The following is a 20,200-nucleotide window of genomic DNA, read 5'->3' as shown; positions in this document are numbered from 1 at the left end:
AGGATTCTAGGGCGATTGCGCCCCGCACCCCCGGCACGGCACGCACGACAACCCAAGCCGTGGCCAAACTGTGACCCTTTTACCGGCTTGGCATGTCGCGCAAAGAAAGACACGCACGCTACAACCCAACAACCCCGCCCACCGAGCACGGTGGACGGGGCTGTCAGAACAAAGCAGTCGCAGTTACAGCACAATCCTGGGAACTGCAGCGAGAAGCCGCTGGGTGTACTCCGTTGCGGGCGCATCGAAAACGTCCTTGACCAGTCCGTGCTCGACGACTTCGCCGTTGTCCATCACCAGGACGTCCTCGCACAGCTGGCGCACCACCGCCAAGTCGTGGGAGACAAACAGCAAGGAGAACTCGTACTCGCCGGCCAGATCCGCCAGCAGGTTCATCACCTGGGCGCGCACTGACACATCCAGGGCGCTGACCGGCTCATCTGCCAGAAGCACCTTCGGGGTGACCGTCAGTGCGCGGGCGAGCGAGATGCGCTGGCGCTGGCCGCCGGAAAACTCGTGCGGGTAGCGTGCGACCGCATCCGAGGCAATACCGACCTCGTCGAGAACCTCGCGGACGCGACGGGCACGATCCGCAGCCGAGGTCGCCAACAGCGGTTCGCCCACCGAGTCGCCGATCGTGCGGCGCGGATCCAGCGAGTCGAAAGGATCCTGGAACACGACCTGTACATCGGCGTGGCGTTCGATGGTGCCGGTGGTGGGTTCGACCAGTCCAGCCAGCAGCTTCAACAAGGTGGTTTTGCCCGAGCCGGATCCGCCGACCACACCGAGACGCTGCCCGGCCGTCAAGGTCACATCCAGCGGGGCCAGCGCATTGACCGAGGACTTCGTCAACAGGCCCTTGGTGTAGGTTTTCGAAATACCCGTGGCTTTGAGCAGGACCTGCTGCCCTTTGGGGATAAATGCGGGCCGGGCGTGGGCGACGCCGGGGGAGTAGGTGCCATCCGCGGCGGTGGTCACCGTGTACAGGTGGCCGTCGTGATCGCGGGCGTGCAGATCGCTGGCTGCCAACAGACCCTTGGTGTACAGGGCGGAAGGGTTGCGCAGCACCTTGTCGGTTGGCCCTTTTTCCACCATGCGGCCGTGCTGAATCACGATGAGTTCTTCGGCGACCTCGCTGACCAATCCCAGATCGTGGGTGATAAACAGCAGGCCCAGCTGTCGCTTGGCCACCACGTCCAGGATGAGATCGACGATTTCTTTTTGGACGGTCACGTCCAACGCGGTGGTCGGCTCGTCACAGATCAGCACGTCGGGTTCGTTCGCCAAGGCCATGGCGATTAGAACGCGTTGGCGTTGGCCGCCGGACAACTCGTGCGGGTAGGCGTCGATGTGGCGTTCCTCTAAGGAGACGTCGCGGAAAAGCTGGGCGACCCGGGCATTGCGGTCGCCACTAAAGCCGTGCAGCTTCAGCGCGCCGGCAACCTGGGCGCCCGCCTTCATCAGCGGGTCTAGTGCGGTCATCGGCTCCTGGAACACCATGGCGATCCGCTTGCCGCGGATCTTGCACAGTTGCTTGTCACTTGCGCCGACCAGTTCTTCCCCGTCGAGGGTGATAGACCCCGATACCGGCAGGTTGTCCGGTACCAGCCCCATCAACGCCAGGGCGGTCAGCGATTTACCGGAGCCGGATTCGCCGATCAGGCCGACGCGGGCGCCGGGGGCGATGCTGAAGCTTAAGGAGTGGACGAGATCGGCGATGGTGAGATTTTTGACGTCAATCACGAGCGCTCCTTATTTTTCGGGTCGAAGAAGTCGCGCAGGCCGTCGCCGAGCAGGTTGAAGCCGAGCACGGTCAGCGCGATGGTCAGTCCTGGCCACAGTGCCAGGGTGGGGTGGGAGCCGAGGGAGGACTGTGCCGATTGCAGCATGCGTCCCCAGCTGGGATCCGGCGGTGGGGTGCCCAGACCCAAAAAGGACAGGGCGGCTTCGGCGAGGATGGCCAGCGCGAAGGATACGGAGGCTTGTACGATGACCAGCCCGACGATGTTGGGCAGGATGTGGCGCCAGGCCAGGGAGAAGCCGGTGACTTTGGCGACGCGAGCTGCGGCGACGAAGTCGCGGTTGAGCAGCTGCAGGGTGCCGGCGCGGGCTACACGGGCGAACCCGGGGATGGTGGCCACACCGATGGCGACCATGGCCGACCAGGTGGAGGCGCCGAAGACGGCGCCGGTGACGATCGCCATGAGCAGCGCCGGGAAGGCGAGCAGCACATCGGAGATGCGCATGACGATTTGTTCGGCCCAGCCGCGGCGCATCGCGGCAATGACCCCGAGCGGGGTACCAATCCCCATGCCGATGCCGACGCTGACCAGGCCGACAAAGAGGGAGATACGGGCGCCGACCATGAGCTGGCTGGCAACATCGCGGCCATAGCGGTCGGTGCCGAGAAGGTGGTGCAGGCTGGAGCCTTGCAGGCGGTCGGCAGCGATAGCGTGCAGCGGATCGTAGGGGGTCCAGATGAAGCTGACCAGGGCGATAAGGATGACGCACGCCACGATGATGGCGCCGATGATGCCGGATAGTGGCATGCGTCGCGTACTGCTGCGAGCCGTGGTGTCGGTGCTGGTGGTTTCAGCTGGGGTGGGGGTGTTGTGGCTCATCGGGCACGCATCCTTGGGTCGAGCACTACATAGGCCAGGTCAACGATGAGGTTGACGATCAGGGTGAATAGGACCAGCACCATCACGATGGTTTGGACGGTGGGCAGGTCGCGGTTGGTGACGGCGTCGAGCAGCATGGTGCCCAGGCCGGGCAGCACGAAGACGCGCTCGATGACGACGGCGCCGACGATGACGGTGGCCAGTTGGACACCGACGACGGTCACCACGGGCAGTGCCGCGTTGCGCAGGCCGTGCACGCGGAGTGCTTGGGCTACGGACATGCCTTTGGCGCGCGCGGTGCGCATGAAGTTTTCGCTCAGGATGTCCAGCACGGCGGAGCGCACGTAGCGGGTCATGATGGCGCCTTGCACCGCCGACAGTGCCAGTACGGGCAGGATCAGGCGGGCGATAAATTCGCTGGGGGAGTGGCTGAAGGGGACCCAGCCGTTGGCGGGCAGCCAGCCCAGTTTCACCGCGAACACGGTGACCAGCAAAATACCTGCCAGGAAGCTGGGGATTGCGATGCCGACCTGGCTGGCGGCGGTGATGAGGTGGCCGTCGGTCTTCTTGGCGCGGTAGGCGGCCCAGGTACCCAGGGGGATCGCGATCGCCAGGGAGAGCAGCATGCCGCATCCCACCAGGATCAGCGAGACTTGCATGCGGTCGATAACCAGCGGGGAAATGTCGGCCCCGCTGGTCAGGGAGATACCGAAGTCACCGGTGAATAGGCCTTTGATCCAGTCGGCGTATTGGGCCAGCAGGGGCCGGTCGGTGCCGAGCTCTGCGCGTTTGGCAGCCAGGGTTTCTTCGGTCGCGTTCACCCCGAGGGCGATTTCTGCGGGATCACCGGGGACGATGCGCAGCATGAAGAAGATGGCCACGCTGGCCAGGAAAATGGTGATGGCGTAGCGCAGGATGTGGCGAAGGATTCGTGCAGCCATTTACTTGTCCTTCTTTTCCATGGTGGCCAGTTTGAGTTCCTGCACCACGCTGTTGGCGTCGACGCCGGTGATGCCGGGATCGGTGACCACGATGTTGGGCAGGTTGAACAGGGTGTCGGCGGCGGCGTCTTCCATGATCTGGTCGACGGCGGCTTTCATGTTGCCGACTTCGTCGCTTTCGCCGGCTTGCTTCAACAGCTGTTGGACCTTGGGGTTGTCATAGCCGATGTAGTACTCGGGGTTGCCGAACATGGCGGGGATGTCGCGGGCCTCGACGTGGGCGACGATGGACATGTCGAAGTCGTGGCCTTTGTACACCTTGGACAGCCACACCGCGGGGAATTCGGTGGACTCGATGGAGACTTTCAGCCCGACGTCGTTGAGCTGGGAGACGATCATTTCGCTGGCGGCTTGGGCGTAGGCCAGGGAGGGCACGGAGATAGTGACCTCATAGCCTTCCGGGATGCCGGCCTGCTTGAGCAGCTCGCGGGCTTTGTCCGGGTCGTAGGGGTAGCGTGTTGATTCCTCGTACCAGGGGTCGGTGGGGGGAACCGGCGCGCCGCCGGTGTCGGTGCCGTAGCCGTCCCAGGCGGTGTCGATGACGTCCTGGCGGTTGATGGCGTACATGACGGCCTGGCGGACGCGGATGTCATTAAAGGGGGCGCGGCGGGGGTTCATCGACAAAATCACCTCGCCGTTGGTGGTGCCGACCTCAATGGTGTACTTGCCGGTGGCTTTCAATTCGTCCATCAGCTGAGGCGACTGGAGGGAGTAGATGACATCGACGTCGCCGGATTGCAGCGCGTTGGAGGCGCCGACGGGGTCGGCGAAGTAGCGCAGCGCTGCGGCGGAGTTTTTCGGCTTTTCGCCCCAGTAGTCTTCGCGGGCGGTGAAAATCAGTGATTGTCCGACGGCCCAGGAGTCGACGACGTAGGGGCCGGTGCCGATGGGAGTGTTGGCGAGATCATCGATGCCGGTGGGGCTGAACATGGCGCCAATCAGGGTGCCCATGTTCCACAACCAGGCGGTGTTTTTCTCCTTGAGGGTGACCTCGAGGGTGTGTTCGTCGATCACGCGGGTGGATTCGACGGGCTCCATCTGCTTTTTTAGCCCGTTGGTCCAGGCGTCGGATTGCACCCGGTCAATGCTGAATTTTGCGGCCTGTGCGTTGAAGGGGTCGCCGTTGGAGAAGGTCACTCCCTGCCGCAGGTGGAAGGTGTAGACGCGCCCGTCGGGGGAAATGTCCCATCGTTCGGCCAGCAGTGGCTGGATGTTGGCGTCGTCGTCGATGCGGACGAGCCCTTCATAAATATTGCCCATCATGGCTTGGGGCACTGCGGCGCCCGCCGTGGTGGTGAAGTCCAAGCTGGCCGGGGCGGCGGCGAGGGCGACCACGATGGCGTTGGCGTCCGCGATGCGCCCGAGCTGCGTGGCGGTGGACCCGGCGGAGCAGCCTGCGGTAAACAGGGTTGCCCCGGCGAGCACGGCCGCGGCGATGCGGACGGGGAATCGGACGGTTGCTGTGTCGCGTCGGTGGGAGGAACTCCCCCGAGTTGTGTGTGCACCTGGCACAGGGTCTTGGCCCCGCATGTAGGTGTTTGGTTGAATGGTTTCTCCCATAAACAAGGGAGAATACTTCCCTGAGTGGAGTCGGTCACAACTGCTTTTACCCCCGACAGGGGTAGGGTGGGATGTGGGGGAGGTGGCATACCAACTCACACCTACTTTTGCTATAGAAAACACTGTGTTTTTGCTGTGATAACCCGCAACTTTGCAGGCTGGCCCCACCTTCGGAGGTGGCAAAAACCATCAGTGGGGGAGAAGTTTTCTTAGCCCCACCAGGGTTATATTTGCCACATTTGCCTTTGAACCTGCAGAAAACCTTCGATAGGGTAGGGCCGTTGGCGCACCAGCGCCGAGGCAAAAGCATCCCACTTTTTGACCTACCGTCAACCGACAGTCAGGCACCACCCCACCCCACGCGCTTTCCGCCGAAGCAACGCTTTGGATGTGGAATCGCTGTCAGTGGTGGGGCACGACCGAGGAGCCAAACCCGCATAACTTCGCCCAGGCGCGCACCCCGGCTGGGGCCGCGCCGACAGTGACGTGACGAAGCGTCACACACCACGCCCGCAACGGCAAGCATTTCTTTGACAGTATCGTGTCACAACCGCCCGCACCCGTGCAGGATTTTTAGCCAAAAAATCCGCCGGGCGCGCTGAGGGTTTTGATGGGAGAACCGCCAAAAGGTGCGGTGCGGTGGGGTTTCGTCGCGGCGGATCTTTGGCGAGGTGCGACGCTGCGGTCAGCGACGACACAAGGTTAAAGGCGGGTTTCCCCGACGCCGTGCCCGCTGCACAGCGCAGCCCACGCGGTAGTGGGGGGTACTTCTGATGGAGAGCTCATCTTCGCAGGGGACACCATGGTGGTGAAAAGGCTTTTGCGCACCGGATCAAAGCTTCCAAGGAGCTGTGACTTACTCTCATGAGTTCAACCAGTACAACTCAGACTGACACGGACAAAGAGCCTGTCACTCCCGGGGGATCCGCCAAGCCCCTGTTCGGGTTGAAAACCGACCCGTTCATCTTCCTTTCTGGCGCAGGTTTCATCATCGCCTTCGTCATCATGACCATCGCCTTTGGCGATCAGGCAAAGTCCTCTTTCGAAACGGTCGCCAACTGGCTGTTGAAGAACCTGGGCTGGATGTACATCGGCGGCGTCAGCTTCACGCTGATCTTCCTTATCGGTATTTTTGCCTCCCGCTACGGCCGAGTGAAGCTCGGCGACGACGACGGCGAGCCCGAGCACTCCCTGCCGGCATGGTTTTCCATGCTGTTCGCCGGCGGCGTCGGCGCGGTGCTGATGTTCTGGGGTGTGGCCGAACCGATCAACCACATCTACAACGTGCCCATGGGCGATCGTGAGCCGCTCACCCAGGACGCCGCCGTGGAGGCCCTCGCCTTCACCTTCTACCACTTCGGCGTCCACATGTGGGTGATTATGGCCCTGCCCGGCCTGGCACTGGGCTACTTCATCTACAAGCGCAAGCTGCCGCCGCGTTTGTCCTCCATCTTCGCCCCGCTGCTTGGCGCAAAGATCTACGAAACCCCCGGCAAGATCATCGATGCTTTCGCCATCGTCGGCACCGTGTTCGGTATCGCCGTCTCCGTCGGCCTGGGTACCCTGCAGATCAACTCCGGCCTGCACAAGCTGTACGGGGTTCCGGAGATCGGCTGGGTGCAGCTGCTCATTCTGCTGCTGATCACCGCCGTGGCTTGTGTGTCCGTGGCCAGTGGCCTGGACAAGGGCATCAAGATCCTGTCCAACGTCAACATCGCAGCCGCCGTGGTGCTGATGATCTTCGTCATCATCACCGGCCCCACCCTGACGCTGCTGCGCGGCTCCGTGGAAGCCTTCGGCATCTACGCCGAATGGCTGCCGAAGCTGTCCTTCTGGTCTGACTCCTTCTCCAACAACCCAGGCTGGCAGGGTAAGTGGACCGTGTTCTACTGGGCATGGACCATCTGTTGGTCGCCGTTTGTGGGCATGTTCGTCGCCCGCATCTCCCGCGGCCGCACCGTCCGCGAATTCATCGGCGGCGTGCTGGCCCTGCCCGCAGGTTTCTCCGTCATCTGGTTCGCCGTGTTCGGCCACGCCGGCATTGACCTGGAATTCAAAAACCCCGGCTACCTCACCGTGCCCGTGGTGGAAGAAGGCGACGTCTCTGCCGCCCTGTTCAAGTTCCTGGAGGCCTACCCCGCCACCGGTATTGTCAGCTTCATCGCGCTGCTCGTGGTCATCATCTTCTTCGTGACCTCCATCGACTCCGCCGCCATGATCAACGACATGATCGCCACCGGTGAAGAAAACCAGTCCCCGACCTCCTACCGCATCCTGTGGGCCGTCATGATTGGCGCCGTGGCCGCGTCCCTGCTGATCATCTCCCCGGAGACCGGTATTTCCACCCTGCAGCAAGTCGTCATCATCGTCGCATTCCCCTTCTTCCTCATGCAGTTCATCATGATGTACTCGCTGATCAAGGGCATGCACGATGACGCCGCCGCGGCCCCGGCCATCCAAACCCGCCAGTGGGACAAGACGGACTCCGCCGAAAAGCTCGAAGAGCACGAAAACCGTCCCGCCCCCGGCTACGACGACGAAGGCAACCCGCTGCCGGTGCTCACCTTCGACACCGACGACGACGGAAACATCATCATCCCCGGCAACGTCATCGTCGACGGTGACCTCGGCGTCGTCGGCGAAGTCGATGAGGATGCCACCCTGGACGAAGACGGACAACCCACCGTCAACGTCGTCGCAGAGCAGGACCCCAAGTAACCCGCCCCGCGACAAACCAAAAACCCATCACGCGCTCAGCGCCCGCACAACAGCGGGCGCTGAGCGCTTTTTTACACCCACCACACCACACACCCACGCATCCACGCCCCACACACCCATGCACCCACGCACCCAGGCCTCGGCATAGCCCTCGCCGAAAACCTGCAGCCCAGCACACCCACCAAGAATGTGTCTCCCGCCACATAAAAGGCGGGGTTTATGCATAATGGACACATGCGTATCTACATCGGACCCGGAGAATACCCCCAGTGCGCCACCGCCTTGCGTGAGGCCGGCGCCGACATCGTGGACACCATGGAACAAGCCGAAGGCTTCCTGTTCACCCAAACTCCCACCGACCCCTTCCCGGAACTCACCGACAACATCACCTGGGTGCAGTTCCCCATGGCCGGCATCAACAGCTTCCTCGACCAAGGAATTATCACCCCCGGCCGCCGCTACTCCAACGCCTCCGGGGTGTACGGCGAACAAGTCGCCGAAGCAGCCCTAGCCATGATCCTCGGGCTCTACCACCAGCACCCCACCGTCACCCGCGCCGATAGCTGGTCAGTTCGCCCCGAACTCGACACCAACACCCGCTGGCTGCGCGGACGCACCGTGTTCATCATCGGATATGGCGGCATCGGACGCGACCTGGAACGCTACCTCGAACCCTTCAACGTCAACCTCATCCGCATGCGCTCCCAAGGCATCGACGGCGGATACGACACCCTCCACGACGCCCTCGCCGCCGCCGACATCGTGGTACTTGCCTGCCCGCTGACCGAAAAAACCAACAAACTCATGGGCGCAGAAGAATTCGCCGCCATGAAAAACGACGCCCTGCTCATCAACGTCGCCCGCGGCGAAGTCGTCGACACCGACGCCCTGGTTAATGCCCTCGACAACGGCGAAATCGCCGGCGCAGGCATCGACGTCACCGATCCCGAACCCCTACCCGACGGACACGCTCTGTGGGGACGCAACAACGTCATCATCACCCCCCACACCGCCAACACCTACGCCTCCATGGACGCGCTCCTAGCTCCCGTGGTTGCAGAAAACTACACCCGGCTGATCAACGGCGAAAAAATGCTCACCGAAGTCGACCCCGACCGCGGCTACTAAAGCCCACCCCAATACGAAAGAGGCTGGCCACCCACCCGGTGGCCAGCCTTTGTGCAATCCACTAGCAGTTGTTTAAGAGCGGGCAGCAACCACCTGCTCAATCCGATCAAGTGCCAAACGCAAGGTGGAATCCTGGCAGGCCAGATTCATCCGCACCCAACCCGCGCCCTCTGACTCGCCGGCAAACGCCCGCCCATCAGAGCACACCACCGACGCCTCAGTGGCCAACACCTCCCAGGCTGCCTCGCCCAGCACCGTGTTCCGGAAATCCAGCCACAACAAATACGTCGCCTCCGGGGCATACACCCCAATGCCCGGAACCACCTGCCGCAAACGAGAAACCGCATACTCAATATTGCGGCCCACATACTCCAACTGCTCATCCACAAAAGACTGATCCGCCCGGTAACACGCCACTGAGGCCTCATAACCCAGAATCGAAAAACCCTGCCAATACAACGGCGGGCGCTCGGCCCACACTTGCGCATCCCGCTCATTGGACACAATCAGCTGCGCACACTTCAACCCAGCCACATTCCACGCCTTCGACGCCGCCATCAACGTCACCGTCACCGAGGCTGCAGCCTCACTGACACTGGCCGCCGGAATATGCCGCCTGCCAAACACCAGCGGGGCATGAATCTCATCGCTAATAATGCGCGCATCATAGGCCGCCGCCAGATCAGCCAACCGCACCAACGTCTCCCGATCGAAAGCAAGTCCCAAAGGATTATGCGGATTGCACAACACAAAACAGCCCGCCCCCTGCTGAAAAGCGCGCTCCACCGCAGCTAAATCCATCCCCCCATCCACCGTGACACCAACCGTGACGCTCTCCCGGCCGGCCAATGTACCCAACTCGAAAAACGGCGGGTAGGCGGGAGTAGCGAACACAATCGCGCTGCCCGGGCGGGTAAAGGTCTCAATCGCCATCCACAACCCACGCACCACATCAGCAATGGGAAACACCCACTCCGCGCGCGGGCGCCACCCATAGCGCGACGCACAAAAATCCGACAACGCCTCAGCCAAACGAGTATCGCCCTGGCAGGGATACCCCAACTGCTCCCGATCCACGGCGTCTCTAATCGCCGCCATCACCTCATCATTGGTGGCGAAGTCGCTTTCCGCCACGAACATGGGCACAGTGTCCGGATTGTCACACGACCATTTCTCCGTGCCGCGTTGTTTCAGGGTGCTCAGATCAGGAAAACGCATGACACCACTATAAGTACGCCAACCCCCGAAATGTGTGAAACGCGACACCTATTGTGAGCCGGCGGCTGACCCGCCCGCCCTCACCCGCACGAACTACCCCTGCCAGGCGGGCCGGCAATCCCCCTGGGTATCACCGTCGCAGCCTCCACACGCTAGACTGGAAGCCGTTGTTTTTAGGCCCTTGATCAAAGGAACCCCAGGCATGAAGGCTCGAGCTTTCCTCGCGACCGCGCTGTGCGCCACGCTGCTGACCACCACTGGTTGCGGACACGTGAAATCCCTCTTCGAGGAAAACCCCGATGAGCCCCAAGGCGCAGCCGACCTGTCCGCCACCCCCACCCCAACCCCGGTGTTCCAACCCAAGCAAGTCGAACCGGTCGTGGCCGAAACCTTCAAAGAACCCACCGTCGACCCCGGCCTCGATGTCTCCTGGGAGGTCATGGGCTCCGAACCGGCCCCCTACGGCGGCGTGGTCATCCACCTGAACCTCAAAAACCTCGGCGAGATCCCCATCCCGCCGGATGCCCTCGGACAGGCCAAACTCTACAGCGTCAACGGGGTAGGAAACCTCACCGAAATCGACCCCCTCGACGAAGACAACTCCGGAGTGAAATCCGGGCTGGACCTCCCGCTGGGTGCCGGCGCGACCACCACGGTGGACTACGCCTTCAACACCACCATCGGCAACCTCTATCAAGCCGAATTGCACGTCGGAAACGTCATCTTCAAGGGCAACCTGAACGTGTAGCCCACAGCGCCTAAAGACTCTTTTACGCCCGGCCCTCGCCCCCGCGAGGCAGCCGGGCGTTTGTGCTGCATAGGGTCGTGATTGGTGGTTGCGGAACCACGCGCGGCAGTTTTTGCGTCCAACTGGCGTGAACACTGCCTTCGTTGGCCTTTGCCCCACCCACCGTGGGGCGGGTCGGCGAACAAACCGCGAGGAGCATTCCATGACCTTTACCTGTGACCCAGCAGCAATCGCCGAGGCGATAACTGCCGCCGAAAACGCTGTCACCGCCTGCGAACAAGCCCAGGCCTGCGCGCACAGCGCCCCCATCAACGGCAGCTATTCCACCGTCCCCGGGCTGGCCGAACTTGCCGGCATGCACCAAGGCCTACTTGTCGGCGATGCCGGATCCGCACACCAGGTGCTAGGCGATGTGGTGGCCAAAATGCAGTGGATCCGGGCGGGGCTGCGAGCAACCGGACAAGCCCTGACCGGGCAGGAACGCTTAAGCGCCCGCGGCATCGACATCGCCGATGACGGGGGATTTGTACCCAGCGACGCGGTGATTTTTCCGGCCCGCCCCGCCACCCCCACCCGAACGCTTAGCCTCACGACGCCAGCCTTAAGCGGTGGCGACAGCATGGTCAGCCTGTCCCTCGGATTTGCCTTAACCGACAGCACCCAGCCACAAGCCGCCGCAGCTGCCTGGCGCAACATCGCCCGCCTGCTTCGCACCGCACAACGAGACCTCACCCAGGCCGGGGTGCTTGCCGGATGCGAAGGGGAAGTGTTTTCGCGGGCGCGCGCCACCATCACAACGTGTGCTACGGAAGTGGAAATACTCGCCGACAATGCGGCCGTGATGGCCGACTACCTCGACCTGCTGCCCGTACTGCACAAGGAAGGCGCCCAAGCGATCGCGGCGATCTCCGCGCAAACAGCCGAGATCAAAGACCCCGCGGCGCGCGCAGAAATGGAACAACAACTCATCAACGACTGGTTGGTGGGGCCATGGGCCGATGCCATCGAACACGCAGTGCCCACACTTTCCAGCCTGTACACCCCCATGGATCCCGCCGCGGCGGACGCCGCCCGCATCGCCATCAGCCACAGCGGGGGAGTATCCACCCCGCCTGAAGCCGCAGGGCTAGCCGGGATGAGCACCCATGCTGCAAGCGCCACCACCTATGCGCCAACAGCACAAGCCACCACAGCGCCAACTGTCACCCCCACGGCACCAGCCTCAGCTTCCACAGCTGCGGCCGCACCGCCGATGAGTACAACCCGCCAACCCGCCACCCGACCAGCTGCCCACCGCGCGACCCACAACACCCCACCAGCTGCAACACCACGCTCAAGCAGCCCCCACCGCGTTACCGCCATGCTGACTGACACCTCCCGGCTTTCGGCGAAACACGCCACCATGGCGCCCTATGCTCTCCACGCCAGAGCCGACAAGCGGCGCGACAAGCCCAGCCGGAAACAATCGACGCTGACTCGTGTGCTGGAGGTCTTTCGTTCTTCCCAAGGTCAACAGGCAGTATCGGGCCTTGATCGAGAGCACACCAGTGCGCCGGGCAGCGTGCTGGGACAAGCCCGCGTGGTGTCCGCCTCCTCGAGTACTGCAGTTGGCACCGGGCAGGCGGAAGTCACCGCCACTGGTGTAGCTATGACGCCGCCGATGGCGACTTCCTTGGGCTGGATCGGAAAGGCACGCCACAACACTCAGCACAATGACAATTAGAAAGCGCTACCGCGGCTGGGGCTATGAGAGTCCCAGCGCGGTAGCGCTTTAGTGGTGCGTGGGTGGGTGACTATTGCACCGGGGTGGGGGTCACGGAGGTATCCCCATTGATGCGCTTGAGCACATTTTCCGCACTAATCAAGCACATCGGCACACCGACGCCCGGCACAGTGGTACCGCCGGCGAACAGGAGGTTGTGCACCTTGGTCGAAGAGTTCGTGCCCCGCAAGAAAGCGGACTGGGTCAGCGTGTGCGCCAGGCCGATGGCATTACCGCGCCAGGAGAAGTACCTCTCGGCGAAGTCTTTCGGCCCGACCGTGTAGCGCGCCACGATGCGTTCGTTGAGATCCGGGATCCCAGCCTGCTGGGAGATCTGCTCAAGTGCGTCGTCCACGATGCGGGCGACGTGGGGTGATTCTTCCCCGTAGGCGCTGCCACCGCCGATGGTTTCGGTGGCGGGGACCGGGATCAACACGAAGAGGTTTTCGGCGCCGTCCGGGGCGACGGTGGGGTCGGTGGCAGAGGGCTTACACACATAGATAGAGCGGGAGCGGGTGGGTTTGTCGGAGTGGAAGATGGCCTGGAAGTCCGGATCCCAGTCTTCGGAGAGCAGCAGCTGGTGGTGCAGCAGTTCGGGAAGTTCTCCATCCACGCCCACAAAAGCCAGCACAGCACCAATGCCGGGGTCTTTCTTTTTCCACTTGGATTCCGGCAGGGTTTGCAGCCGCTTGGGCAGCAGGTGGGTTTGGGTGTGGTGCATGTCGCCGGCGCCGACGACGATGTCGGCGCTGATGGTTTCGAAAACACCTTGTTCGTTTTTCACCCGGACGCCGGTGGCGTGGTTTTTGTTGTCGACCAGGATGTCGGTGGCCAGCACCCCGGTGCGGATGGTGACGCCGTGGGCAAGCGCGAGCCGCTCAAGGGCTTGGGTAATCGTGATGAAGCCGCCTTGCGGGTAGCACACGCCTTCGACGAGGTCGGTGTGGGAGAGCAGGTGGTACATCGCGGGGGTGTGGGCCGGTTCGGAGGAGAGGAACACGGCGGGGTATTCCAGGATTTGGCGCAGCCTTTCGTCCTGGAAGTCTTTGCTCACCCAGTCTTGCAGGCTGGTGGTCAGCAGTTTGACGAGCAGGGTGAGGTTGCCGAGGACTTCCTTGTTGAGCCAGGGCAGTAGGGAGGCGAAGGTGGTGTAGAGGAAGTATTGGCAGGCGACGTGGTAGGTGTGGGTGGCGGTGGCGAGGTAGTCGCGTACTTTTTTACCGGCGCCGGGTTCGATTGATTCGAAGAGGCGGGCGACGTTGTCGGGGCCGGTTTCGACGTCGATGGGGTGGTGGGTGCCGGAGAAGACCCGGTAGGCGGGGTCGAGGCGGGTGAGGTTGAGTTCTGCGGCGGTGCTGGTGCCCATCATGGCGAAGAAGTGGTCGAAGGCTTCGGGCATGAGGTACCAGGAGGGGCCGGCGTCCCAGCGGAAGCCGTCGGCGCTGAAGGAGCCGGCGCGTCCGCCGACGGTGTCGTTTTTTTCGATCAGGGTGACGTGGTGGCCGTTTTTGGCGAGCAGGCCTGCGGTGGCAAGTCCGGCGATGCCGCCGCCGATGACGGTGATGCGGTGGTGGGTGTGTGCGGTGACCAAGGATTTCGTCTTTCTTCTTGTGGGTTAGTGGGTGCGGGCGGGGTGGGTTAGTGGGGGCGTTTTTCGGGTGTTAGTCGGCGGGCTTCGATGGCGGCTTGGGCGGCGAGGGTGGTTTTGTGCAGGTTGGATACGCTGATGCGGGTGTGTGCCAGGGTGGCGGCGGGGGTGTTGTCGATGGCGCGGGTGAGTGCTTCGAAGAGTTTGTAGGCGGTGAGCACGCCGACGCGGCAGGGGTAGGGGAGGTATCCGATGGTGGCGTATGCCTCGTTGAGGTCGTGGTCGATGTCTGCGATGATGTCGCGTTTATTGGTTTCGCTGAAGGTGTGTTCGGTGGTGTTGGAGGCGCCGGGCAGGTAGGCGCGGCCGAGTTCTTGGCTGTCTTCGGCGAGGTCGCGGAGGAAGTTGATTTTTTGGAAGGCTGCGCCGAGGTGTTTGGCGCCGGTGGTGGCGCGGGCGTGGGCTGCGGGGTCGAGGGGGTTGTTGGCGGTGAAGATGGCTAGGCACATCAGTCCGATGACTTCCGCGGAGCCGTAGATGTATTCCTCGAGGGTGTCTTTGGTGTGGGTGGTTTCATGGACGTCGCGCCGCATGGAGGTGAAAAAGGCGGTGATGTGTGCGGGGTCGATGTTGCAGCGTCGGGCGGTGGTGCCGAAGGCGTGCAGGACGGGGTTGGGGGAGAACCCGGTGTTGATGGCGGTGAAGGTGTCGTGTTCGAAGGTGTTGAGGCAGTCGAGGATGGCGTTGTTGTCGAGGCCTGCGGCGGCGGCGGTGCCGTCGACGATTTCGTCGGCGATGCGCACCATGGCGTAGAGGTTGGCGATGTCGCTGCGGGTGCGTTTGTCGAGCAGCCGGGTGGCCAGTGAGAAGCTGGTGGAGTATTCGCCGATGACGGGTCGGGCGGATTTGCGGCTCATGCGGCCGTAGGTGATCAGGGGCTGTTCGGGGTGGCTGGTGGCGGGGCGGGGTGTGTTCATCGGCTGTGTGCGTCGGTGGGGTGGTGGGGGTTTAGACGACGGTGGTGTGGGAGCGGCCAACGTTGTCGGCGAGGTGGTGCAAAAGGTCGGTGGCGGCGGTTGAGAGTTGGAGCTTTTCGATGGTGGTGTGGGCGTCGTGGAGGTGTTGGTCGATGGCCTGTTGGGCGCTGTGTAGGGCGCCGCAGTCGCGCAGCATGGTGGCGATGGTGGTGGTGTCGACGGGGTGTTGGTCGAGTGCTTTTTCGATTGTTGGCCAGGCGTCGGTGGTGGTGGCGAAGCTGATCAGTGCGGTGGCGCGTTTTTGGCTTAGGTCGCTGCCGCCGGTGGCTTTGCCGGTTTCTTCGCCGGAGGCGTAGACGTCGCGGATGTCGTCGGCGAGTTGGTAGGCGGCCCCCAGGTCGCGTCCGAGGGTGGTGGCGTGTGCGACGTCGTCCATGCCTCCACCGGCCAGTAGGCGCCCGGCGATCAGGGGGGCTTCGAAGCTGTAGATGGAGGTTTTGAGCCGGTTGGTGGTGGCGATGTCGTGTGCGGTGGGGTGGACGTCGGGCAGGGAGTGGTGGATGTCCATGAATTCCCCGGCGATGCTGGAGCCGGTGGCGTGGCTAAACAGTTTGAGCAGGTGCGCGGTGACTTCGGTGGGGGCGCCGGATTCTAGGACGACGCGCATGGTGACGTTTTGGGCGGCCATGCCCGCGAGTACGGCGACGCTGCGGCCGTAGTGGGTGGCGGCGCTGCCGTTGGCGGGGTTGATGCCGTGGTGCTCGAGGGCGCGCTTGCGGGAGTAGGCGTGCAGGGTGGTGCGCCCGCGGCGGATGTCGTCGTCGTCGATGATGTCGTCGACGAGGAGGAAGGCGCTGTGGAGCAGGTCGAAGGCTGCGGCGACGCTGATGTCGGCGCCTGGGGTGGGTTGGTCGGCTGGCCGGTCGGCGGCGACGTGGGTGAGCAGGGAGCGGATGTGTTTGCCGCCCAGGGCGAGGTCTTTGACGTGTTGGCAGGCCGCGGCGGCGTCGGGGCTAAGCTCGGCGAGCTGGCGCGCGGTGTCGTCAAATGTGGTGCGGAGAAAATCACAGGATTGTTCCACACGCGCATGGAAAGGGGAATCCGGCAACTGCATGCGCCCTATTTTTCCATGAATAGGAAAAATGTGCTTCCGCGCCCACATTGGGTGTTTTCTTTTCTTGTACTGTGGGGGCATGACTGAGCTTTCTTCCACCCCCGTCGAGTTGGTTGTGTTGGCGGACGCTAATGGGCGTGCCTGCGGCACTGCGCCGAAGGCAACCGTGCACGATGACAACACTCCGTTGCACTTCGCTTTTTCCTGTTATGTGCGCGATGAGCAGGGGAAAGTATTGGTGACGCGGCGGGCGTTGTCGAAGAAGACCTGGCCGGGGGTGTGGACGAATTCGATGTGTGGGCACCCCGGGGTGGGGGAGGATCCGGCGGCGGCGTTGGTGCGACGCGGGGCGGAGGAACTGGGTGTACCCCCACAACGCATTGGTGATATCAAATGTGTTCTTCCGGACTTCTCCTACCGCGCGGTCGACTCCAGCGGGATCGTCGAATGGGAGATCTGCCCCGTCTATGTCGCCACCCTTAACACAGGTGACGTCGCACCCCTGCCGGAAGAAGTCGACAGTTTCGCATGGGTCGATCCGGTCGATTTGGTGGCCGCCGTAAAGAGCACACCATTCGCCTTTAGTCCGTGGATGGTGGAACAACTCGCCCACCCGGAACTCCAGCACGCCATCGGCGCCTAGGATTTTCCCTTTAGCTGCCCCGGCCCCTGCGGAAGGGTTTTGGCGCAAAAATCCATCCTGGCCTGGGTTTTTCTACCCCCCCACCCCGGGGGAGTAGGCGGGGGTGAGGCACTAATGGCCCATAAGCCACGGATAGAAAACAAAAAAGAAAAAATGCCGCCGCATTTTCACCCACCCGGATTAATTCCTGACATTTTTCGCCCGTGCGAAAAACCTCACCACAAGCCTTTAATGCATTTTAAGCAATGCAATTTTTTCTCGGCCTAATTCTCCGGCTGCCCTAGGATCTCCACGAGCTTGGCCCGCGGAATATCCACCCACTGTGGGCGATGCGCCAACTCATAGCGCAACTCATACAGCGCCTTGTCGACCACCAACAACGACAACACCACCGGATCCACCGGCAACAGCTGCTCATAGCCCCGCAGAAACTGCCGCCCCCACCTCCCAGAAAGCTCACCCGCTGCTGTGGCGTCCATCCCCGTGGCCACCGCCGCCGCATAATCAAAGCTGCGCAGCATCCCCGCCACATCCGCCTCCCGCGGCAGCGGCAGCAGCCGCTGGGCCATCTCGCGGGCAGGCTCGCCCTCAAAATCAAGGATCGTCACCCGCGGATCAGCGCCGGCACAGTCACTGAGCAACACCTGGCCCAAGTGAAAATCCCCATGCACCTTTTGCACCGGAACCTTCCGGCCAACCACCTTGTGCGCACACACCCGCTCCGAGTGGCGTGCGGCCACCGTGACAAACCCACCCAGCATCCCCTCCCCATCGCCCAGCGCCTGCCGCCGCGCCGCCAATTGGGCTGCCCACTGCGCGCCCTTAACCACACTTCCCCCGCAGCCGGCCAGCAGCTCGGCATGCATGGTGGCGGTTGCCTCCCCTAGGCGAAAAGCCACCGTGGCCACATCCGCACCGACATCCAGCTGGCCGCTGACCACCGCAAACGCATCCACCGCCCCGGCAACAAAACCCGTGGCAACTGCCACCACCACCTCCTCACAACCACCAGCCCCATCAGAAATCTCCGCGGTGGCAAAGCCCACCAGCGGGGCCACCGGTGCATTACCCGCCGCGCTTAACACTGTCAGCGCCGTGATCTCCACGGCCACATGATCTGCGGCCGCCCACAGACCACGCTGCAGCTTCACCGCCACCTGCCGGCTTGCAACAGCATCGACAAATACCAGCGTGGTATTACTCTGCTCCGCGCTCAACGCCCGGCCCGACACCTCACGCCCACCCCACAACACATCGGCACTACACGGCTTGTGGGCGTGGTCGACAACCCGCCAGCTGCCCGGCACCACGCCGCGGGCCAAAGCCGCCACCACCGCCGGCGTGGTCGACACCTCCTTGCCGCTGGCATCCACAAACAGCTGAAACCGGCCGGCCGCACAGCCCGCCACCACCCACCACACCGAAGAACTGCCCCCAAAATCGTGCGCCTGAGCCTCAGAAAGAAAACACTGGCAGGCGAGCACCTCAACCGACCCCACCTGTTCGGCATCACCGGGGACAAAACGCGCAGCGCCCAAGGTGTCGGCCAACCCTGCCAGCACAGAATCTGGGCAGCAAAAATCGCCCATCACGAAGCGTCCGGCGAGATATCCGGCAGATCCTCCACATCAGCCGGCTCCGAGGGTGGCCACGCCATGCGCACCGCCTTCAACGAGTCCTGCGTGCGGGAGACCTGGGCGGAAAAAATATCGACCTGCACCTGGCTGCGCCCCTGTTTATACGGCCGCCAGGCCGGATCCTCCCCGTGCGCAAAACGCACCACCGCATCATGGATCAGCGCCGCCGACGCCACCACATGCTCATCAACAGGGCCGCACAAAAAATTCTCCACCCGGCGCGGATGCCGATCAAAGCACCCAAACACCAGCGGAATATCCGCGCAATGCACCGCCGGGCGGGAAGCCGAGCCCACAAACTCCGCCATCCACACCCGCCCCGGCGCGCCTTCTGCCACGTCGGCGACCCACCGCCGGATGGTGGAATCACCCACCATGCGGCCGGCGATGCGGTTGGGGTCGATGGCGGCGGCGCGGCGCAGGTAGTCGCGGACGTTGCCACGCACCCCGAGGCTGCGGCCCATCAGGCGTGCTAGGGCGCGGCCGATGCCGCGCCGGTCGGCGGCCGCGGCGACCGGCTCCAGATAAAACTCGTCGCGGGTGTGGGTGAGCAAAATGTCCACCGGGCTGAGTTCCTGGTTGCGCCAGGGGTAGGGGCCGAGGGCGGCATCGGTGATGAAGCGGGTGCGAAACGCCCGGTAGCCTTTGGCCAGCTTGTGTGGTTTGTTGCGGGCCAGGCTGATCAGGTGGCGGCGGGTGATCGGGGAGCCGAGGAAGAATCGCAGCCAGGGCAGGCGCTGGGTGAAGGATTGGCGGGGAAACCCCGGGGAGGCGGCCACGATGCGGCGGAATCCGCCCCGGAAGTGGTCTTTTCTGGCCAGCCACAGTGCGATGCCTGCGCCGGCGGACTGCCCCATCAAGGTGACATTGGTGGGGTCCCCACCGAAGGCCTCAATGTTTTTCTGCACCCACTCCAACGCCAGCTGGCAATCACCGATGCCCCGGTACTGGCCGGGGGTGTCATCGTGGAAGGTGGCAAAGCCCTCCAATCCCGTGCGATAGCCCACGGACACATACACGCACCCGGACTCCGCGAAGCGCACTCCCTGATACCAGCCACCGTCGTGGCTGCCTTCCTCATAGCGGCCACCATGAATAAACACCACCACCGGCAGATCCGCCGGGGGAGTATGCCCGCTGGGTAGGGTGCGCTTTGGGCAGGTCACCGTTAATGCGACCGCGCGGGCCTTGGGCGCCGTGCAATCGACCACCGGGTCTGCAAACCGGGTAATCAGGCTGGAGGGACCAAAATCGGTTGCCTGCAGGAAAGGAATGGAGAAAAACGACACCGTCTCGGCGAAATGTGCCCCACCGACCGGTGCCCCACCCCGGTTGTCGCGCGCCTGGTGTGCGGTAGTGGCCGGGGTGCGCTGCTGGCGGTCAAACTCCGCTGCGATCGCCTGGCCCACCGCCGTCCCATCGACTGCTTGCGCCGGCTGCGGGCACACAGGGGCCTGTGGTGCCGGGGTGTGTGGTGCCGGGGTG

15 protein-coding genes are annotated in these 20,200 nt (G+C 63.3%); 5 read left to right on the top strand and 10 right to left on the bottom strand.

Features of this window, described 5'->3' with window-relative positions; genetic code table 11:
* Positions 1–183 precede the first annotated feature (183 nt).
* The 4 genes from CAQU_RS08975 to CAQU_RS08960 all read right to left on the bottom strand — a co-directional run bounded on the left by CAQU_RS08975 (position 184) and on the right by CAQU_RS08960 (position 5,182).
* Complete coding sequence (locus CAQU_RS08975) at positions 184–1,743, bottom strand: dipeptide ABC transporter ATP-binding protein (RefSeq protein WP_075727046.1); 1,560 nt, start codon at positions 1,741–1,743, stop codon at positions 184–186.
* Positions 1,740–2,549 carry an ABC transporter permease gene (locus CAQU_RS08970; protein ID WP_075728636.1) on the bottom strand — a complete coding sequence of 270 codons (810 nt, stop codon included), beginning with the start codon at positions 2,547–2,549 and terminating at the stop codon, positions 1,740–1,742. The genes CAQU_RS08975 and CAQU_RS08970 overlap by 4 nt, the downstream gene beginning before the upstream one ends.
* A gap of 68 nt (positions 2,550–2,617) precedes the next feature.
* The gene (locus tag CAQU_RS08965) at positions 2,618–3,562 is read right to left on the bottom strand and encodes an ABC transporter permease (protein ID WP_075727044.1); all 945 of its coding nucleotides are present in this window, start codon (positions 3,560–3,562) and stop codon (positions 2,618–2,620) included.
* The gene (locus CAQU_RS08960; RefSeq protein WP_245797243.1) at positions 3,563–5,182 is read right to left on the bottom strand and encodes an ABC transporter substrate-binding protein; all 1,620 of its coding nucleotides are present in this window, start codon (positions 5,180–5,182) and stop codon (positions 3,563–3,565) included.
* A gap of 864 nt (positions 5,183–6,046) precedes the next feature.
* Here CAQU_RS08960 and CAQU_RS08955 point away from each other — a divergent pair.
* Both CAQU_RS08955 and CAQU_RS08950 read left to right on the top strand, forming a co-directional pair.
* A complete protein-coding gene (locus tag CAQU_RS08955; protein WP_084562974.1) occupies positions 6,047–7,900 on the top strand; it encodes a BCCT family transporter in 1,854 nt (617 codons plus the stop codon).
* 219 nt (positions 7,901–8,119) lie between these two features.
* Positions 8,120–9,028: a D-isomer specific 2-hydroxyacid dehydrogenase family protein gene (locus tag CAQU_RS08950; RefSeq protein ID WP_245797242.1), complete on the top strand. Its 909-nt coding sequence runs from the start codon at positions 8,120–8,122 to the stop codon at positions 9,026–9,028.
* 72 nt (positions 9,029–9,100) lie between these two features.
* On the opposite strand, the gene CAQU_RS08945 is transcribed toward CAQU_RS08950, so the two are convergent.
* The gene (locus CAQU_RS08945) at positions 9,101–10,246 is read right to left on the bottom strand and encodes a MalY/PatB family protein (RefSeq protein ID WP_075727042.1); all 1,146 of its coding nucleotides are present in this window, start codon (positions 10,244–10,246) and stop codon (positions 9,101–9,103) included.
* A gap of 202 nt (positions 10,247–10,448) precedes the next feature.
* Between CAQU_RS08945 and CAQU_RS08940 the strand changes: the two genes are divergently transcribed.
* On the top strand, positions 10,449–10,994 hold the full coding sequence (locus tag CAQU_RS08940) for a hypothetical protein (protein WP_075727040.1): 546 nt from the start codon (positions 10,449–10,451) through the stop codon (positions 10,992–10,994).
* A gap of 202 nt (positions 10,995–11,196) precedes the next feature.
* Positions 11,197–12,717 carry a hypothetical protein gene (locus CAQU_RS08935; protein WP_075727038.1) on the top strand — a complete coding sequence of 507 codons (1,521 nt, stop codon included), beginning with the start codon at positions 11,197–11,199 and terminating at the stop codon, positions 12,715–12,717.
* A 70-nt stretch (positions 12,718–12,787) separates the two neighbouring features.
* On the opposite strand, the gene crtI is transcribed toward CAQU_RS08935, so the two are convergent.
* The 3 genes from crtI to CAQU_RS08920 are packed head-to-tail and all read right to left on the bottom strand — an operon-like array spanning position 12,788 to position 16,435.
* Positions 12,788–14,347, bottom strand: coding sequence for a phytoene desaturase family protein (gene crtI, locus CAQU_RS08930; protein WP_211276115.1), 1,560 nt, complete (start codon positions 14,345–14,347; stop codon positions 12,788–12,790).
* A gap of 47 nt (positions 14,348–14,394) precedes the next feature.
* Positions 14,395–15,321: a phytoene/squalene synthase family protein gene (locus CAQU_RS08925; RefSeq protein ID WP_075727036.1), complete on the bottom strand. Its 927-nt coding sequence runs from the start codon at positions 15,319–15,321 to the stop codon at positions 14,395–14,397.
* A gap of 31 nt (positions 15,322–15,352) precedes the next feature.
* A complete protein-coding gene (locus tag CAQU_RS08920; RefSeq protein ID WP_075727034.1) occupies positions 15,353–16,435 on the bottom strand; it encodes a polyprenyl synthetase family protein in 1,083 nt (360 codons plus the stop codon).
* Between the two features lie 79 nt (positions 16,436–16,514).
* On the opposite strand from CAQU_RS08920, the gene idi reads away from it, so the two are divergent.
* Positions 16,515–17,078, top strand: coding sequence for an isopentenyl-diphosphate Delta-isomerase (idi, locus tag CAQU_RS08915; protein WP_075728626.1), 564 nt, complete (start codon positions 16,515–16,517; stop codon positions 17,076–17,078).
* Between the two features lie 263 nt (positions 17,079–17,341).
* On the opposite strand, the gene CAQU_RS08910 is transcribed toward idi, so the two are convergent.
* Positions 17,342–18,667, bottom strand: a complete 1,326-nt coding sequence (locus tag CAQU_RS08910) for a phosphotransferase (RefSeq protein ID WP_075727032.1) — start codon at positions 18,665–18,667, stop codon at positions 17,342–17,344.
* A complete protein-coding gene (locus CAQU_RS08905; protein WP_169836037.1) occupies positions 18,667–20,163 on the bottom strand; it encodes a carboxylesterase family protein in 1,497 nt (498 codons plus the stop codon). The genes CAQU_RS08910 and CAQU_RS08905 overlap by 1 nt, the downstream gene beginning before the upstream one ends.
* Positions 20,164–20,200: the final 37 nt, after the last annotated feature.

This window comes from Corynebacterium aquilae DSM 44791 (assembly GCF_001941445.1).
In the GTDB taxonomy this organism is placed as follows: domain Bacteria; phylum Actinomycetota; class Actinomycetes; order Mycobacteriales; family Mycobacteriaceae; genus Corynebacterium; species Corynebacterium aquilae.
This window is presented reverse-complemented; position numbering and strand designations above follow the sequence as displayed.

Excerpts from the sequence above, each read along its gene's own strand:
- CAQU_RS08970 (WP_075728636.1), bottom strand. The coding sequence starts at position 2,549 with ATGCCACTATCCGGCATCATCGGCGCCATCATCGTGGCGTGCGTCATC.
- CAQU_RS08965 (WP_075727044.1), bottom strand. The coding sequence starts at position 3,562 with ATGGCTGCACGAATCCTTCGCCACATCCTGCGCTACGCCATCACCATT.
- CAQU_RS08960 (WP_245797243.1), bottom strand. The coding sequence starts at position 5,182 with ATGGGAGAAACCATTCAACCAAACACCTACATGCGGGGCCAAGACCCT.
- CAQU_RS08955 (WP_084562974.1), top strand. The coding sequence starts at position 6,047 with ATGAGTTCAACCAGTACAACTCAGACTGACACGGACAAAGAGCCTGTC.
- CAQU_RS08950 (WP_245797242.1), top strand. The coding sequence starts at position 8,120 with ATGCATAATGGACACATGCGTATCTACATCGGACCCGGAGAATACCCC.
- CAQU_RS08945 (WP_075727042.1), bottom strand. The coding sequence starts at position 10,246 with ATGCGTTTTCCTGATCTGAGCACCCTGAAACAACGCGGCACGGAGAAA.
- CAQU_RS08940 (WP_075727040.1), top strand. The coding sequence starts at position 10,449 with ATGAAGGCTCGAGCTTTCCTCGCGACCGCGCTGTGCGCCACGCTGCTG.
- CAQU_RS08935 (WP_075727038.1), top strand. The coding sequence starts at position 11,197 with ATGACCTTTACCTGTGACCCAGCAGCAATCGCCGAGGCGATAACTGCC.
- CAQU_RS08925 (WP_075727036.1), bottom strand. The coding sequence starts at position 15,321 with ATGAACACACCCCGCCCCGCCACCAGCCACCCCGAACAGCCCCTGATC.
- CAQU_RS08920 (WP_075727034.1), bottom strand. The coding sequence starts at position 16,435 with ATGCAGTTGCCGGATTCCCCTTTCCATGCGCGTGTGGAACAATCCTGT.
- idi (WP_075728626.1), top strand. The coding sequence starts at position 16,515 with ATGACTGAGCTTTCTTCCACCCCCGTCGAGTTGGTTGTGTTGGCGGAC.
- CAQU_RS08910 (WP_075727032.1), bottom strand. The coding sequence starts at position 18,667 with ATGGGCGATTTTTGCTGCCCAGATTCTGTGCTGGCAGGGTTGGCCGAC.